The sequence below is a fragment of the Mesorhizobium sp. genome (assembly GCF_017306585.1).
GTDB lineage: Bacteria > Pseudomonadota > Alphaproteobacteria > Rhizobiales > Rhizobiaceae > Mesorhizobium.
Genome location: NZ_JAFKIC010000162.1, coordinates 1 through 14,755, shown reverse-complemented (window position 1 = coordinate 14,755; position 14,755 = coordinate 1). Strand labels below are relative to the sequence as shown.

Annotated in this window: 13 protein-coding genes; 9 read left to right on the top strand and 4 right to left on the bottom strand. The window is 65.6% G+C overall.

The genetic code is table 11. The features are described 5' to 3' along the window. Window positions 1-27 precede the first annotated feature (27 nt). Window positions 28-1,242: an ROK family transcriptional regulator gene (locus J0I79_RS18815; protein ID WP_292862073.1), complete on the bottom strand. Its 1,215-nt coding sequence runs from the start codon at window positions 1,240-1,242 to the stop codon at window positions 28-30. A 189-nt stretch (window positions 1,243-1,431) separates the two neighbouring features. Here J0I79_RS18815 and J0I79_RS18810 point away from each other — a divergent pair, with 189 nt between their 5' ends. From J0I79_RS18810 to ugpC, 6 genes are all read left to right on the top strand, one after another. Further along, window positions 1,432-2,670, top strand: coding sequence for an extracellular solute-binding protein (locus J0I79_RS18810; protein ID WP_292862015.1), 1,239 nt, complete (start codon window positions 1,432-1,434; stop codon window positions 2,668-2,670). Between the two features lie 82 nt (window positions 2,671-2,752). Next, window positions 2,753-3,637 carry a sugar ABC transporter permease gene (locus J0I79_RS18805; protein ID WP_292862012.1) on the top strand — a complete coding sequence of 295 codons (885 nt, stop codon included), beginning with the start codon at window positions 2,753-2,755 and terminating at the stop codon, window positions 3,635-3,637. Then, entirely contained in the window at window positions 3,637-4,482 is an 846-nt protein-coding gene (locus J0I79_RS18800; RefSeq protein WP_292862009.1) for a carbohydrate ABC transporter permease, read from the top strand. The genes J0I79_RS18805 and J0I79_RS18800 overlap by 1 nt, the downstream gene beginning before the upstream one ends. Beyond that, window positions 4,479-5,501, top strand: coding sequence for an SIS domain-containing protein (locus tag J0I79_RS18795; RefSeq protein WP_292862006.1), 1,023 nt, complete (start codon window positions 4,479-4,481; stop codon window positions 5,499-5,501). Before J0I79_RS18800 ends, J0I79_RS18795 begins: the two co-directional genes overlap by 4 nt. Then, window positions 5,501-6,439: a PfkB family carbohydrate kinase gene (locus J0I79_RS18790; RefSeq protein WP_292862004.1), complete on the top strand. Its 939-nt coding sequence runs from the start codon at window positions 5,501-5,503 to the stop codon at window positions 6,437-6,439. The genes J0I79_RS18795 and J0I79_RS18790 overlap by 1 nt, the downstream gene beginning before the upstream one ends. Continuing rightward, the gene (ugpC, locus tag J0I79_RS18785; protein WP_292862002.1) at window positions 6,426-7,511 is read left to right on the top strand and encodes a sn-glycerol-3-phosphate ABC transporter ATP-binding protein UgpC; all 1,086 of its coding nucleotides are present in this window, start codon (window positions 6,426-6,428) and stop codon (window positions 7,509-7,511) included. Before J0I79_RS18790 ends, ugpC begins: the two co-directional genes overlap by 14 nt. Before the next feature lie 97 nt (window positions 7,512-7,608). Here ugpC and J0I79_RS18780 read toward each other — a convergent pair whose 3' ends face one another. Both J0I79_RS18780 and J0I79_RS18775 read right to left on the bottom strand, forming a co-directional pair. Next, window positions 7,609-8,580, bottom strand: a complete 972-nt coding sequence (locus J0I79_RS18780) for an amino acid ABC transporter substrate-binding protein (protein ID WP_292862070.1) — start codon at window positions 8,578-8,580, stop codon at window positions 7,609-7,611. A gap of 160 nt (window positions 8,581-8,740) precedes the next feature. After that, window positions 8,741-11,797: an aminotransferase class III-fold pyridoxal phosphate-dependent enzyme gene (locus J0I79_RS18775; RefSeq protein WP_292862000.1), complete on the bottom strand. Its 3,057-nt coding sequence runs from the start codon at window positions 11,795-11,797 to the stop codon at window positions 8,741-8,743. A gap of 130 nt (window positions 11,798-11,927) precedes the next feature. Here J0I79_RS18775 and J0I79_RS18770 point away from each other — a divergent pair, with 130 nt between their 5' ends. Continuing rightward, window positions 11,928-12,368 (top strand): Lrp/AsnC family transcriptional regulator, encoded by a 441-nt coding sequence (locus J0I79_RS18770; RefSeq protein ID WP_292861998.1) that lies wholly within the window; start codon window positions 11,928-11,930, stop codon window positions 12,366-12,368. Between the two features lie 15 nt (window positions 12,369-12,383). On the opposite strand, the gene J0I79_RS18765 is transcribed toward J0I79_RS18770, so the two are convergent. Beyond that, window positions 12,384-12,917: a TetR/AcrR family transcriptional regulator gene (locus J0I79_RS18765; RefSeq protein WP_292861996.1), complete on the bottom strand. Its 534-nt coding sequence runs from the start codon at window positions 12,915-12,917 to the stop codon at window positions 12,384-12,386. A gap of 145 nt (window positions 12,918-13,062) precedes the next feature. Between J0I79_RS18765 and J0I79_RS18760 the strand changes: the two genes are divergently transcribed. After that, the gene (locus J0I79_RS18760; protein ID WP_292861994.1) at window positions 13,063-14,370 is read left to right on the top strand and encodes an efflux RND transporter periplasmic adaptor subunit; all 1,308 of its coding nucleotides are present in this window, start codon (window positions 13,063-13,065) and stop codon (window positions 14,368-14,370) included. After that, window positions 14,367-14,755: efflux RND transporter permease subunit (locus J0I79_RS18755; RefSeq protein ID WP_292861991.1), on the top strand; the 389-nt coding region annotated here is incomplete at its 3' end. The genes J0I79_RS18760 and J0I79_RS18755, both read left to right, overlap by 4 nt.

The following is a 14,755-nucleotide window of genomic DNA, read 5'->3' as shown; positions in this document are numbered from 1 at the left end:
TGACGCCGACAGCCGGCTTTGATCCAGCTAGGCGGGACCGGATCGCGTCTTCAGGATCGCCGAGAACAGCGGATCGAAGGCTCGGCTGATCGGCGCCGCGGCGGCGCCCAGCGCGATCGACCAGGGATCGGTGGTGCCGAGTTGCAGGCGCGGCAGGTTCCGCCCCGGCCGGTCGGCGATCGACGGCAGCAGCGGATGCATCGCCTCGACGAGCCGGCGCGCCAGTGCTTCGGGCGCGCCGCTCGTCAGGATGACCGTCTGCGGATCGAAGATCGTTTCGATCAGATGCACGCTCCAGCGCAGATCATGCGCCGCGCCGTCGATCCAGGCCATCATCCCCGGATTCCCGGCCAGCACGAGGTCGTTCATCTGCTGGTAGATATCGCTATCTTCCGGATTGAGGCCGAGGTGCTGATAGAGTGATGCCAGCGACGCACGATGTTCGAGCGGCGTCGAACCAGGCCCGGCTGGCGACAGCAGCGCCATGCCGATTTCGCCCGCATTGCCGTGGCCGCCGCTGTAAAGCTCGCCGTTGAGGATCAAACCCGTGCCGATGCCGTAGCCAACATAAAGGCAGACCGCGTGGTCGACGCCGTGCGCCGCAGCCGCGATGCGTTCGGCCGTGGCGCAAGCGGCCGAGTCGTTCTGCAGGCCGACATTCAGGCCTGTCCCCGCCGCCAATGTCTCCAGCAGCGGAAACTTCTGCCAGGCCGGCATCATCCATTTGTCGTCCGAATTCTCCAGCCCGAAAGGACCGGGCATGGCGACGCCGAGGCCGACGAGCCGCTTTTCCGACTGAGAGGAAATCGTCGCCAGATCGCGCCGCACGCCGCCGATCAGGCCGAGAATGACCTCCACGCCCTTCGACGGTTCGTCGAAGGGCAGCTTGGCCTCGGCCCGCGCCAGCACGCTGCCCATCAGGTCGACCGCGACGGCGCGTGTCAGGTGACGGTCGATCTGCAGGCCGATGGCGAAAGCGCCTTCGGGCACCAGCCTGTAGGGGGTCGACGGCTGCCCCCTGCCCTTGCGCACGGCGTCCAGCGCCGCGACGAGGCCGTCGCTTTCAAGATCCTCGATGATGTTGGAAACCGCCTGCTTGGTGAGCTGCGTCGCCCGCGCCAGGTCGGCTCGCGACAGCGCGCCATTGAGGCGCAATGCCTCGATCATGACGCGGCGGTTATGCGCGCTGGTGCCTTCCTGATTGGTGCCGCTCTTGGCGCGGATCGGGCTGATATCGTCCACCGGCATTTTCCCCTCTTGACTCCATTAGGATATTGATCGACTAATTAAGTCAAGCGAATTGACTTAATAGTGTGCCGACTCTTGGGACAATCAGGTTCCATAGCTCGTCGGCAAAACAATAGGTCACGCGACCTCGACCCGGGAAGGCAGGGAACGCCGGCCCGACAACATCGGAAATGGGAGAAGAAGATGCTTAAATCGATCGGCAAGACCCTGTTGGGTGCCGTTTTTGCCGGGGGCCTGCTTGTCCCCCACGCTTTCGCCGAAACCACGCTCAATGCGCTTTTCATGGCGCAGGCCGCCTATAGCGAAGCCGATGTGCGCGCCATGACGGACGCCTTCACCAAGGCCAATCCCGACGTCAAGGTGAACCTCGAATTCGTCCCTTACGAAGGCCTGCACGACAAGACGGTCCTCGCCCAGGGCTCCGGCGGCGGCTATGACGTCGTGCTGTTCGACGTCATCTGGCCGGCCGAATACGCGACCAACAAGGTGCTGGTCGACGTGTCCTCGAAAATCACCGACGACATGAAGAAGGGCGTGCTGCCGGGCGCGTGGACGACAGTCCAGTATGACGGCAAATATTACGGCATGCCGTGGATCCTCGATACCAAGTACCTGTTCTACAACAAGGAGATCCTGGAAAAGGCCGGCATCAAGACGCCGCCTAAGACCTGGGAAGAGCTTGGCGCCCAGGCCAAGATCATCCAGGACAAGGGCCTCCTGAAGACGCCGATTGCCTGGAGCTGGTCGCAGGCCGAAGCCGCGATCTGCGACTACACCACGCTGGTCAGCGCCTATGGCGGCGACTTCCTCAAGGACGGCAAGCCCGACTTCCAGAACGGCGGCGGCGTCCTGGCGCTGAAATACATGGTCGACAGCTACAAGTCGGGCCTCACCAATCCGAATTCCAAGGAATTCCTCGAGGAGGACGTCCGCCAGGTCTTCGAAAACGGCGATGCCGCTTTCGCGCTGAACTGGACCTACATGTACAACATGGCCAACGACCCGAAGGACTCGAAGGTCGCCGGCAAGGTCGGCGTCGTGCCGGCGCCGGGCGTTTCCGGCACCAGCGAGGTGTCGGCAGTCAACGGCTCGATGGGACTTGGCGTCACGGCGGTGTCGAAGCATCCCGACGAAGCCTGGAAGTACATCACCTTCATGACCTCGCAGGCGACGCAGAACCAGTACGCCAAGCTCTCGCTGCCGATCTGGGCGTCGTCCTATGACGACCCGGCCGTCACCAAGGGCCAGGAAGAACTGATCGCCGCCGCCAAGCTTGGTCTCGCCGCCATGTATCCGCGTCCGACCACGCCGAAATACCAGGAACTGTCGACCGCCCTGCAGCAGGCCATCCAGGAATCGCTGCTCGGCACGTCTTCTCCGGAAGACGCCTTGAACACCGCCGCCAAGAACAGCGGCCTCTAAGCTTTGCTATCCGGTCACGGGCGGCCTTGTGCCGCCCGTGCTATGTCTGAAACCAAGATGAATTTAGGGAGAGGCTGCTCTGATGTCGGGCACCTGGATGACAACCCGTGCATGGCTGCTGATGCTGCCCTTGCTCGTGGTCATGGTCGCCGTCATCGGCTGGCCGCTGGTCGACACGATCGGCCTCTCCTTCACCGACGCCAAGCTCGTCGGCACCGGCGGCGATTTCGTCGGCATCGACAATTACACCAGCATGCTGTCCAGCCCGAACTTCTCGCGCACGCTGGTCACCACCACGCTGTTCGCTGTGATCTCGGTCGCCGCCGAGATGGTGATCGGGGTTCTGGCGGCACTTCTGCTCAACCAGGAATTCAAAGGCCGCGCCATCCTGCGCGCTTTGATGATCCTGCCCTGGGCACTGCCGACCGTGGTCAACGCCACGCTGTGGCGGCTGATCTACAATCCCGAATATGGCGCGCTCAACGCCGCGCTGACACAGCTGCATCTCATCGACGCCTACCGCTCCTGGCTCGGCGAACCGGGCACCGCGCTGGCGGCCCTGATCGTCGCCGACTGCTGGAAGAACTTTCCGCTGGTGGCGCTGATCGCGCTCGCCGCCCTGCAGGCGGTGCCGCGCGACATCACCGCCGCCTCACTGGTCGACGGCGCCGGGCCATTCAACCGTTTTCGCTTCGTCATCCTGCCCTATCTCGCCGGTCCGCTGATGGTGGCGCTGGTGCTACGCACCATCGAAGCGTTCAAGGTCTTCGACATCATCTGGGTGATGACGCGTGGCGGTCCCGCCAACAGCACGCGCACGCTGTCGATCCTGGTCTACCAGGAGGCCTTCTCCTTCCAGCGCGCCGGCTCGGGCGCCTCGCTGGCGCTGATCGTCACCTTGCTCGTCACGGTGCTTGCCGTCGCCTATGCGGCGCTGGTGAGGAAGACCGCGGGGGGTGCCGCCTGATGGAACGCAGGAGCCCCGCCTTCACCTTTTTCATCTACGCCTGTGCGCTGTTGCTCGCGGCCGTCATCCTGGCGCCGATCGCCTGGCTGTTCATCATGAGCATTTCTCCGGCCGCCGACCTCGCCGCCAAGCCGCTGCGCTGGTGGCCGCAGGCCGTCGATTTCTCACGCTACGGGCAATTGCTGTCGACCGCCGAAAACAGTGCCGGCGCGGCCTTCACCTCCTCGCTGCGCAACAGCCTGGAGATCGCGGGCATGGCGACGCTGGCAGCACTTGCCCTGGCGATCCCCGCCGGATGGGCGGTGTCGCGCACGCCCGCGGTGGGCTGGTCGCTGTCGATGGTCATCGCCACCTACATGCTGCCGCCGGTGGCGCTCGCCGTGCCGCTCTATATGGGCCTGTCGCATCTCGGCCTGCTCAACAATGTCTTCGGCCTGGCGCTGGTCTACCTCTCCATATTGGCTCCCTTCACCACATGGCTGATGAAATCCGGCTTCGATTCCATTCCGCGCGAAATCGAGGCTGCGGCAATGATCGACGGCGCCGGCCTGCTGCAGACCTGGCGCATCATCACGCTGCCGCTCGCCGCGCCGGTGATGGCGACATCGGCCCTGTTTGCCGTGCTGCTTGCCTGGGACGAATTCTTCTACGCGCTGCTGTTCACGTCCGACCAGCGCGCCAAGACCCTGACGGTCGCCATCGCCGATCTCGCCGGTGGCCGTGTTTCCGACTACGGGCTGATCGCCACCGCCGGCGTTCTGGCCGCCCTGCCGCCGGTCCTGATCGGGCTGGTCATGCAGCGGGCGCTGATCTCGGGCCTGACCAGCGGCGGTGTGAAAGGATGACAATGACTGTAGGGAAAACCCGCCCCGCCGGACTGGCCGCGATCGACCGCGAAATGGCGCGCCAGCACGCCGACGCGCTGGCGTCGTTCCGACAGAACACCGCCGAGGCGCAAACGATAGCGGCTTCGATCAGGCAAACGGGACGGCTGCTGCTGCTCGGCATGGGCGGCTCGCATGCCGTCGGCCGCGCGGTGGAACCGCTATATCGCGCGCTCGGCGTCGACGCCCTGGCGACGCCGCTCTCGGAGCAACTCGGCCAGCCGCTGCCGCTCGATGGCCGCAGCGTGATCGTAACCTCCCAATCCGGCGAGAGCGCCGAGGTCGTCAGGTGGTTTTTACAGGCCGGCGGCGTCTCGGATGTCTTCGGCCTGACGCTCGAGGGCGGCTCCTTCCTTGCCCGCACTGCGCCTGGCCTGGTCGGCGCCGGCGGCACCGAACTGGCCTTTGCCGCCACCCGCAGCCTGACCGTGACCCTCGCTCTGCATCTGGCCATCCTCGCCGCCCTGGGCGAGGATTCTGTTGCCGCCATCGCCGAGCTCGAAGCCCCCCAGGATTGCGACATCGCGGCGGCGCTCGCCACCCTTGCCGAGGTGGAGACCATCGTCACCTCCGGCCGGCGCCTGCAAGGTGTCGCCGAAGCCCTGGCGCTCGGCCTGACCGAGCTGTCGCGGCGGCCTTGCTTCTCCCTCGAGGGCGGCCAGTTGCGGCACGGCCCAATGGAAATGCTTGGCCCGGGGATCGGCGTCGTCCTGTTTCGCGGCAACGACCCGACATCGGAACTGGTGACCGCGATGGCCCTTTCGGTGGTCGAGACCGGCGCGCCGCTGGTGGTCTTCGACGCTTCCGGGCAATCGCCCGTGGCGGGCGCCGTGACGCTTGCTTTCAGGCCGGCTTCCGGCATGGCCGCGATCTTCGCCATGCTGCCTGTCGCCCAGCGCCTGATGATCGCCTTCGCCGACAGCCGCGTCGACAACGCCGGCACGCCCGTGCGCACGACCAAGATTACCAGGAGCGAATGATGCGTCCGCTCGCGGTGATCGGCAACGTCAATGTCGACCTGATCGTCGGCCCGGTCGCGCCATGGCCGAAGGCCGGCACTGAAACCGTCGTCGACCATGACGATCTGCGCGTCGGCGGCCAGGCCGGCAACACCGGGCTCGCCTGGCAGGCGCTGGACGTCGATTTCGAGATTGCCGCCAATGTCGGCGACGACCAGTTCGGCCACTGGCTGCGCGAAGCCTTTGGTGCCCGCGCCGACAAATGGCCGGTGCGCCCCGAAAGCACGACGCTCTCCGTCGGCATGACGCATCCCGATGGCGAGCGGACGTTTTTCACCACGCGCGGGCATTTGCCTCGCTTCAGCCTGGCCGATGTGCTCTGCGTACTCGACGGCAAGCGGCTCGGCGGTGGCTACGCGCTGCTGTGCGGCTCCTTCCTCACCGACGATCTCACTGGCGACTACGAGGCCTTCTTCGACTGGGCGGGCAGCCACGATATCGCCGTGGCGCTGGATACCGGATGGCCGATGCAGGGCTGGACGCCGGCCAATTGCAAGGCGGCGCGGGAATGGCTGGCGCGCTGCGATCTCGCGCTGTTCAACGAGGTCGAGACGGTGACGCTGGCCGGCACACCGGACCCCGTCGACGCCGCGCGGCGGATACAATCCATGACGAAGAAGGGCGCCACCGCCGTGGTCAAGCGCGGCCCCGAAGGGGCGATCGCCATCGGCCCCGGCGGAACGCTGGTCCGGGCGGCCGCACCCGACGTCAAGGTCATCGATACGATCGGCGCCGGCGATGTCTTCAACGCCGCTTTCCTGGCCGCGCTGGCGCAGGACCAGCCGCTCACCGCCTCGCTCGAAGCCGCGACGCGGGTCGCCTCGCGCGCCATATCGACCTTGCCTCGCAACTACGGCGAACCAATGCACCCCAGGGAAGCCACGCATGAGCGCGCTTGAAATCCGCAACGTCCGCAAGAATTATGGCAGCGTCGAAACGCTGAAAGGCATCGACATCGCGCTGCAGAGCGGTGAGTTCCTGGTGCTGCTCGGTTCTTCCGGCTGCGGAAAGTCGACGCTTCTCAACATCATCGCGGGCCTGGCCGAAGCGACGAGCGGCGACGTCCTGATCGGCGGCCGTTCGATCCTTGGTGTCCATCCCAAGAACCGCGACATCGCCATGGTCTTCCAGTCCTACGCGCTCTATCCGAACCTGACCGTGCGCCGCAACATCGGCTTCGGGCTGGAGATGCGCGGCGTCGCGGCCGATGAGCGCGAAAAGGCGGTGGGCGAAGCCGCGAAACTGCTGCAGATCGAAAGCCTGCTCGACCGCAAGCCGAGCCAGCTCTCCGGCGGCCAGCGGCAGCGCGTCGCCATCGGCCGCGCTCTGGTGCGCAAGCCGCAGGTGTTCCTGTTCGATGAGCCGCTGTCCAACCTCGACGCCAAGCTGCGCCTGGAAATGCGCACCGAATTGAAGCGGCTGCATCAGATGCTGCAGACCACCGTCGTCTATGTCACCCACGACCAGATCGAGGCCATGACGCTGGCGAGCCGCATCGCCGTGATGCGCGACGGCAGGATCGAACAGCTCGGCACACCAGAGGAGATCTACAACGAACCGGCGACGCTCTATGTCGCCGGCTTTGTCGGCGCACCGTCGATGAACATGCTGCAAGCGGTGATCGTGGACGGGAAGCTGGCCATCGCCGGCTCCGACGTGCGCATACCCTTGCCGGCTCGCTACGCCGGCTCGGCGCGCGAAGGCGCCCAGGTCGTCCTCGGCGTCAGGCCGGAAGCGCTCCGCGCGGTTGCGGGCGCCGCGACCGATCTGTCGCTGCCTGTCGAGATCGAGGTCGTCGAACTGACCGGCCCGGAACTGGTGACCACCGCCCGCATCGGCACGCAGCAACTGACGGCCTGTCTGCCGCCCAGGGCCTCCGTCGCCAAGGGCGACAAGCGCGACCTCGCTTTCGACGACGCAGCGCTTCGTCTGTTCGATCCGTCGACGGGCAAGGCCCTGCCGACGGCTTGAAACCGGCCGTGCACGCCAGCTCGGCGTGCACGGTCTCAAAGCAATTCCAGGAAAAGCGGGAACCGGTTTTCCGTCCGGAATTGCGACAGAACAAGGATCAGCGCGCCGGCGGCGCGTACATCAGCCCGCCGGCGTTCCACAGCGCATTGATGCCCCGCGCGATCTTCAGCTGGCTGGCCTGGCCGAGATTGCGTTCGAACATCTCGCCGTAATTGCCGACCTTGGCGACGATGTTATAGGCGAAGGCCGGCTCCAGCCCGAGCTGCTTGCCATTGTCGCCCTCGACGCCGAGAAACCGCCGGACCGTCGGGTTCGGCGACTTCAGCGAGGCTTCCGCATTGGCCTGCGTGATGCCTTCCTCTTCCGCTTCGATCAGCGAAAACAGCGTCCAGCGCACGACATCGAACCATTTGTCGTCGCCCTTGCGCACGGCGGGACCGAGCGGCTCCTTGGAGATGATCTCGGGCAGCACGGTGAAGGCGGCGGGATCGGTCAGCTTCAGGCGCTGCGCATAGAGCGCCGACGCGTCGGTCGTGTAGACATCGCAGCGACCGCTGTCGAAGGCCTTGATGATGCTGTCGGCGGAATCGATGACGACGGCTTCGTATTTCATGGCGTGGGCGCTGAAATAGTCGGCGACGTTCTGCTCCGTGGTCGTACCCTGTTCGGCGCAAACCGTGGCGCCGGAGAGCTTCAAGGCGCTGTCCACATTGAGGTTCTTGCGCACCATGAAGCCCTGGCCGTCATAGTAGGCGGTGCCGGCGAAATGGATGCCCATGCCGGTGTCGCGCGACAGGGTCCAGGTCGACTGCCGCGATAGGATGTCGACCGTGCCCGCCTGCAGCGCCGTGAAGCGTTCCTTGGTCGACAGCGGCACATAACTGACCTTGTCCGGATCGCCGAACACGGCGGCGGAAACCGCGCGGCAGAAGTCGATGTCGAAGCCGCTCCATTTGCCCTGGTCGTCGGGCGCCGAAAAGCCGGCCACGCCCTGGCTGACGCCGCACAGGATCGAGCCTCTCTGCTTGACGGTATCGAATGTGTCCGCCTTGGCCGGCACGGCCATCATGGCCGATGCCAGCGCGAGCGTGGCAATGATTGCATGTTTCATGGTTTCCTCCCTTTTCGAGGCAAAGCCTCTCCTCCCGCCGGCGCGTGAAGCACCGGACGTTCCTCAAAAATCGCTGCTCCCGAATTCCCTCCGCGCCACCTTTGGCGCGGTGCCAGTCCTACGCCCTTTCCGCCAGAACCGCCGCCAGCGTCTCATCGAGAACGCCGACCAGGTGATCGGCGTTGGCGCGGCTGAAGATCATCGGCGGACGCATCTTCAGCACATTGTCGTGCGGACCTTCGGTGCCGATCAGCACACCGCGCGCCCGCACGCCGTCATTGACGCGGCGGGCAAGCGCCGTCGCCGGCGACTTGATCCTGCGGTCCTCGACCAGCTCGATGCCGAGAAACAGCCCCTGGCCGCGCACGTCGCCGATGATGTCGTAGCGGGCCTGCAGATCCCTGAACCGGGCGAGGAGATGGTCGCCGATCTCCAGCGCATTTCGCCTCAGCCCGTCGCGCTCGATGACGTCGAGCACCGCCAAACCTGCCGCGCATGACACCGGATTGCCGCCGAACGTATTGAAATATTCCATGCCGTTGTTGAACGAGGCTGCGATCTCCCGGGTCGTCACCACCGCCGCCATCGGATGGCCGTTGCCGATCGGCTTGCCCATGGTGACGATGTCGGGGATCACGCCCTGGGTCTCGAATGCCCACCAATGACTGCCGACCCGACCGAAACCGACCTGCACCTCGTCGGCGACGCAGATGCCGCCGGCGGCGCGCACCATGGCGTAGACCTCGCCGAGATAGCCGTCCGGCAGGAAGACCTGGCCGGCGACGCTCGGTATCGATTCCGCCAGGAACAGGCCCGGAGCGTGGCCTTGCCTTGCCATCTCGGCGATCTGCTCGGCGACGCTCTCGGCAAAGCGCTTCGCATGCTCTTCGGCGGGCCATTCCGCCGGTGCATGGTAGCTGTCGGGAATGACCGCCTCGAACACATGCGCCGGCCGGCCCTTGCCGCCCTTGCGCTTGTATTTGTAGGGGCTGAGGTCGATCAGCTCCTGCGTCGTGCCGTGATAGGCCCAGTCGAGCACGATCGCCTCGCTGCGCCCGGTATGGGTTCGCGCCATGCGCAGCATCAGGCTGTTGGCCTCGCTGCCCGAACAGGCGAAGGACGCCACCGACAGCCCGGCCGGAAGCGTCGCCGTCAACCGTTCCGCATAGGTCACGATGGCGTCGTGCAGATAGCGCGTGTTGGTGTTGAGCTTCGCCGCCTGCCTGGCGATCGCCTCGACCACGTCGGGATGGGCATGACCGAGATGGCAGACATTGTTGAAGCAGTCGAGATAGGCGCGGCCGCGGTCGTCGATCAGCCAGGCGCCCTCGCCGCGCACGAATTTGATCGGCTCGGAATAGGAGATGGAGAGGTTGGGCAGCAGCGACGCCTTGCGCGCCGCGACGATCTCGGAACGGGCGCGGCCGCTCTGCCGGAAAGTTTCCGGCGGAATGCCGGCGAGGTCGGCGGCATCCGGAAACAGCTCCTTCCACACATCGAGATAGCGCTCCTCGCCGACCCCGAGTATGTCGCGCGCCGCGAGGCTTGCGTCCGTCGATATCTGGAAATGCAGATGCGGCGCCCAGCCGCCATTTTCCGCCGGCCCGCCCATCTCGCCGACAAGCGCGCCGGCTTCCAAACGGTCGCCCGCCTTCAGCCGCCGTCCCGCCTCATGCGCCATGTGGCCCCACAGCGTGACGAAACGCGGACAACCCGGCGGCGCGTGCTCCAGCGCCACCAGGCAGCCATAGCCGAGCGGATCCTCTTCGATCTCGACGCTTCTGACCGTGGCGGCGAGCGGCGTGTAAAGCCTTGCGCCCGCCGGCATGAAGAGGTCGAGGCCGAGATGATTGGCCCGCCGCGCACCGTCCACGAAACGCGACTGGAACATTTCGCCCGCATAGACCGTGCGCGCCTCGCCCCATGGACCGATGCCGAGCGCAACGCCATGCTCGGCGCAATAGGCGTCCCACCACGCGGTCGCCTCCTCGGGCTGCTGCGCGGCCGATGCCACGGTCATCGGATTTTGCGGGTCGCCATAAGGCACGAGCGCCTTGGCGAGCGTGGCCGGATGACGGTCGAGGATCGGCGCCAGCCGCGCACGGTTCGCCGCGATCCAGCCTGTCACGGCGCGGGCTCCGGGAGCCGCTTCGAAGCCGCAGGCATGGCGCAGGATGGCGGTGGCGAAGCGCCGGTTCATCCGGCCAAGACGATGCAGCAGCCGCCAGGCCGGCGCTTCCGAGATCGAGAGATAAGGATTGTCGACGGTACGGTCCCGGCGCGCGGCGGACAAGGTCACCGAGGTGACGAGACGCATCGCGATCAGATCGAAGAGCAGGTCGAGTTCCTCTTCGCGCAACGGATATTCGGCATGAAAACCTGATGTCAGCCGTGCGGCCGCGCCGATCGGATCCTCGGCGTCGAGTATGGCGTAGGCGCAGGCGACGGCGACCTCTGCTATCAGGACACTGTGCAGCGCATCGCCGAAGTCGATCAGCCCGGCGACGCGCTCTGGCCGGTCGGGGTCGACCAGCACGTTCCAGTCATTGGCGTCGTTATGGATCACCTGCGCGCGCAAGGCGGGCAGCCGGGGCGCGACCTCGGCATCGAAACGATCGAGGAACCGCTCCAGCAAGGCTCGGTCCTGGCTGTCATCGATATGATGAAGACGCTGCCGCCCGCCGCCCGCCTGGCGGATGTCCCAGTCGAACGAGCGCAAGGCACCGGGATGGATGAAGCCCTGCAGGGCCCGGTCCAGCCGGCCGAGCGCGCCGCCGAGGCTCTCGAGCAGCGCCGGGCTTGCCTCGCTCTCGGCCAGCGGCCGTCCCGGAAGCCACGACACCAGGCGCAACGCATGGTCTTCGCCGCCGGGGCCCCTTGCATGGGCGAGCGATGTTGCCTGTCTTGTTTTCCTGAGGCGCGGCACGGCGAGGTCCGGGCTGTGGCGTTCGAGATGGTCGAACAGGGCTGCCTGAAAATCGCTCTCGACCCGCGGCTCGCTGGCATTGACGATCTTGAGAATCCACAGCGAATGATCCGCCGCCGTCAGCTTGAAATTCTGGTCGCGCTCGCTGTCGAGCGGCGCGACGGTTCCGGCTATGCCGAAATGCAGCGCCGCAAGATCGACGGCTTCGCCGGGCGGGAAATGCGGCGCTGGGTGGGAAACGTCAGTCATGTGAAATCCGATCTGTCCTGTCGAAGCTTGGCACGGGCCAAAAAATCGGGCATCCGGCAAAGCGTCGGTTACGCCGGCACAATGACTGCTTTGACCGGCACATTAACGGAACCGCCTGGAGCATCGGGACATGAGGGAACTGGACGCCAAGGACAGGGACATTCTCGCCATCCTGTCGAAGGAGGCCCGCATCCCGCTGAAGTCGCTTGCCGGGCGCATCGGCCTGTCGCGCAGCGCGACCAGCGAACGCGTGGCCTCGCTGGAAAAGAGCGGCGTCATAAGGGGCTACCGCGCCGATATCGGCCAGATGGACGCGGGGCTTGTCCGCGCCTTCCTGCTGGTCACGCTGATCCGTACCCCGTCGATCGGCATCCTCGACCAGCTGGCGCGCTATCCGGAAGTGCGCCGGGTGTCGTCGGTCAGCGGTCAGCTCGATCTGATCGTCGAGGTCGAGGTCCAGTCGATCGACAGGCTCAACACGGTCCGCGATCTCGTTGCCACGCTCGGCGGTGTCGAGGACCTGACGACCGCGATCGTCCTGCGTCGCGACATCGAACGCGCCGTCGATTGAAGGGCCATCAGGCGTCTATTCGGCGATTTCCAGAAGCGACGACACCAGCAGCTCGCGCTCTTCCTTCGACAGCACGTCGGAATCGAACAGGTTCATGCTGCGCAGGCCTTCGATGGCCAGAAAGCAGACCAGCAGCGATCTGAGGTCGTTCCTGCCGCCCTTCAGCTTTTCGAACAGCTGGCGCTTGAAGGTCTTTATCGGCGTCATGAAATCGGGGTCCTCGGCGATCGCCGAGAATATCCAGGATGCCGATGGCTGCTTCTCCTCGCAGTCATTCGCCGACAACCTGATATAGACAGCGAGCGGGTTCTCGCCCTTGTCATTGCTGTTGGCGGCTTCCAGGGCCTGCTCGAACTCGCGCAGATAGCCTTCGACCAGCCCCTGCATCAATTTGGCCTTGGTCGGGAAATTATAGAGCAGTCCGCCCTTCGAGACGCCGGCGCGGCTAGCCACCGCTTCAAGCGACAGGCTGCCGGGTCCGGATTCCCGTGCAACATCAGCGGCCGCGGCGAGGATCTTCTCGCGCGAGTTCGGTCGTTGGGCTCTCATGACGCCTCCCTTCGCAAGCTTAGGCCCAATTGACAAGACCGTCCAGACGGTACAGTAAGGCCGCCACTATTTGAAATCGGGGCCCGCGGTCGATATGTGTCCCGATGTCCGAGCTTCGCGCCGGATTTCGACTGAGGGGACTTCCTTGTTCAAGCGCATACTCCGTATCTTCATCATCCTTCTGATCCTGCTCGTGCTCGGCGTCGTGGTCGGCGGCATCGTCTGGTTCAACTACTTCCGCGACGGCATGATCAAGCAGTATTTCGCCACGATGAAGCCCCCGGCGGCGACCGTGTCGACGACCATCGCCAAGCCGGCGAACTGGACGCCGGGCGTCGAGGCCATCGGCACCGTGCGTGCCGTGCGCGGTGTCGACCTGACGGTGGAAGTCAGCGGTATCGTCAAGGAAATACCCTTCCACGCCAACGAGAAAGTCGCGTCCAACGCGGTGCTGTTGCAACTCGACGACGCCGTCGAGCGCGCCGATCTCGAGGCGCAGAAGGCGCAGGCCGCGCTCGATCAGGTCTCGCTGACGCGCGCCATCGAACTGACCAAGCGCGGTGTCGGCTCCGATTCGACCCTGGACAGCGCGCGCGCCGCGGCCTCCGCCTCGGCATCGCAGGTTACCAGACTGCAGGCTGTGCTCGACCAGAAGCAGCTGACCGCGCCCTTCGCCGGCACGGTCGGCATTCCGAAGATCGATCTCGGCCAGTACCTGTCGCCCGGCACCTCGGTGGTGACGCTGCAGGACCTCGACACGATGCGGGTCGACTTCTCTGTTCCCGAACAGCAGCTCCCGCTGCTCAAGATCGGCCAGACGGTTCGCTTGGGCCTTGGTGGCGGCGACATGCCCTTCGCCGGCGCCATTCGCGGCATCGACCCCAAGATCGACCCGTCGAGCCGGCTGGTGAACATCCGCGCCGAGGTCGCCAATCCGGACGGCAAGCTGACCCCTGGCCAGTTCGTGCAGGTGCGCGTCGAACTGCCGGAGGAGCAGAACGTGCTGTCGCTGCCGCAGACGGCGCTGACCACCAGCCTCTACGGCGACTACATCTTCGTGGTACAGCCGGCCAAACCCGCCGGGGCGGCGCCCGCGCAGGCGGAAAAGCCAGCCGACGCCAAACCCGCGGATGCCAAGCCGGCCGCCGACGCGACCAAGCCTGCCGATCCCAAGCCTTCCGACCCCACGCCCGCCGACGCCAAGCCCGCCGATGCCAAGCCGGCCGATGCGGCCAAGCCTGCCGAGGCCGATAAGCCCGCGCTCGTGCTGTCTCAGGTCTTCGTCAAGCCCGGCCGCCGCAATCAGGGCATGGTCGAGATCGTTGAGGGGCTGAAGGCGGGCGAGGAAGTCGTCACCGCCGGCCAGAACCGCCTGTTCAATGGCATGACCGTGAACGTCGACAACACGATCGACCCGACCAAATCGGCGAACAAGCAGGCCGACCAGCAATGAGCGTTTCCGATCTTTTCATTCGCCGGCCCGTCCTGTCGACGGTCCTTGCCTGCATGATCCTGCTTCTGGGTTTCCAGGGCATCTTCAACCTGTCGATCCGGCAATATCCGAAGGTCGACGAGACGGCGATCACCATCACTACCGCCTATCCAGGCGCCAGCGCCGACCTGATCCAGGGCTTCATTTCCGCCCCGATCGCGCGCGCCGTCGCCTCGACGGAAAACATCGACTACGTCACCTCCTCGAGCAGCCCGTCCACCAGCACTGTAACGGTGCAGATGAAGCTCGGCTCCGACCCCGACACCGCGCTGACGGAAGTGCTGTCGAAGGTGCAGGGCGTGCGCGGCACCTTGCCTGACGCGTCCAAGGACCCGGTCATCGTCAA

Coding starts and splice junctions, on each gene's coding strand:
- J0I79_RS18795 (WP_292862006.1), top strand. CDS start 4,479: ATGACAATGACTGTAGGGAAAACCCGCCCCGCCGGACTGGCCGCGATC.
- J0I79_RS18780 (WP_292862070.1), bottom strand. CDS start 8,580: ATGATGGCCGTGCCGGCCAAGGCGGACACATTCGATACCGTCAAGCAG.
- J0I79_RS18800 (WP_292862009.1), top strand. CDS start 3,637: ATGGAACGCAGGAGCCCCGCCTTCACCTTTTTCATCTACGCCTGTGCG.
- ugpC (WP_292862002.1), top strand. CDS start 6,426: ATGAGCGCGCTTGAAATCCGCAACGTCCGCAAGAATTATGGCAGCGTC.
- J0I79_RS18770 (WP_292861998.1), top strand. CDS start 11,928: ATGAGGGAACTGGACGCCAAGGACAGGGACATTCTCGCCATCCTGTCG.
- J0I79_RS18810 (WP_292862015.1), top strand. CDS start 1,432: ATGCTTAAATCGATCGGCAAGACCCTGTTGGGTGCCGTTTTTGCCGGG.
- J0I79_RS18775 (WP_292862000.1), bottom strand. CDS start 11,797: ATGACTGACGTTTCCCACCCAGCGCCGCATTTCCCGCCCGGCGAAGCC.
- J0I79_RS18765 (WP_292861996.1), bottom strand. CDS start 12,917: ATGAGAGCCCAACGACCGAACTCGCGCGAGAAGATCCTCGCCGCGGCC.
- J0I79_RS18790 (WP_292862004.1), top strand. CDS start 5,501: ATGCGTCCGCTCGCGGTGATCGGCAACGTCAATGTCGACCTGATCGTC.
- J0I79_RS18805 (WP_292862012.1), top strand. CDS start 2,753: ATGTCGGGCACCTGGATGACAACCCGTGCATGGCTGCTGATGCTGCCC.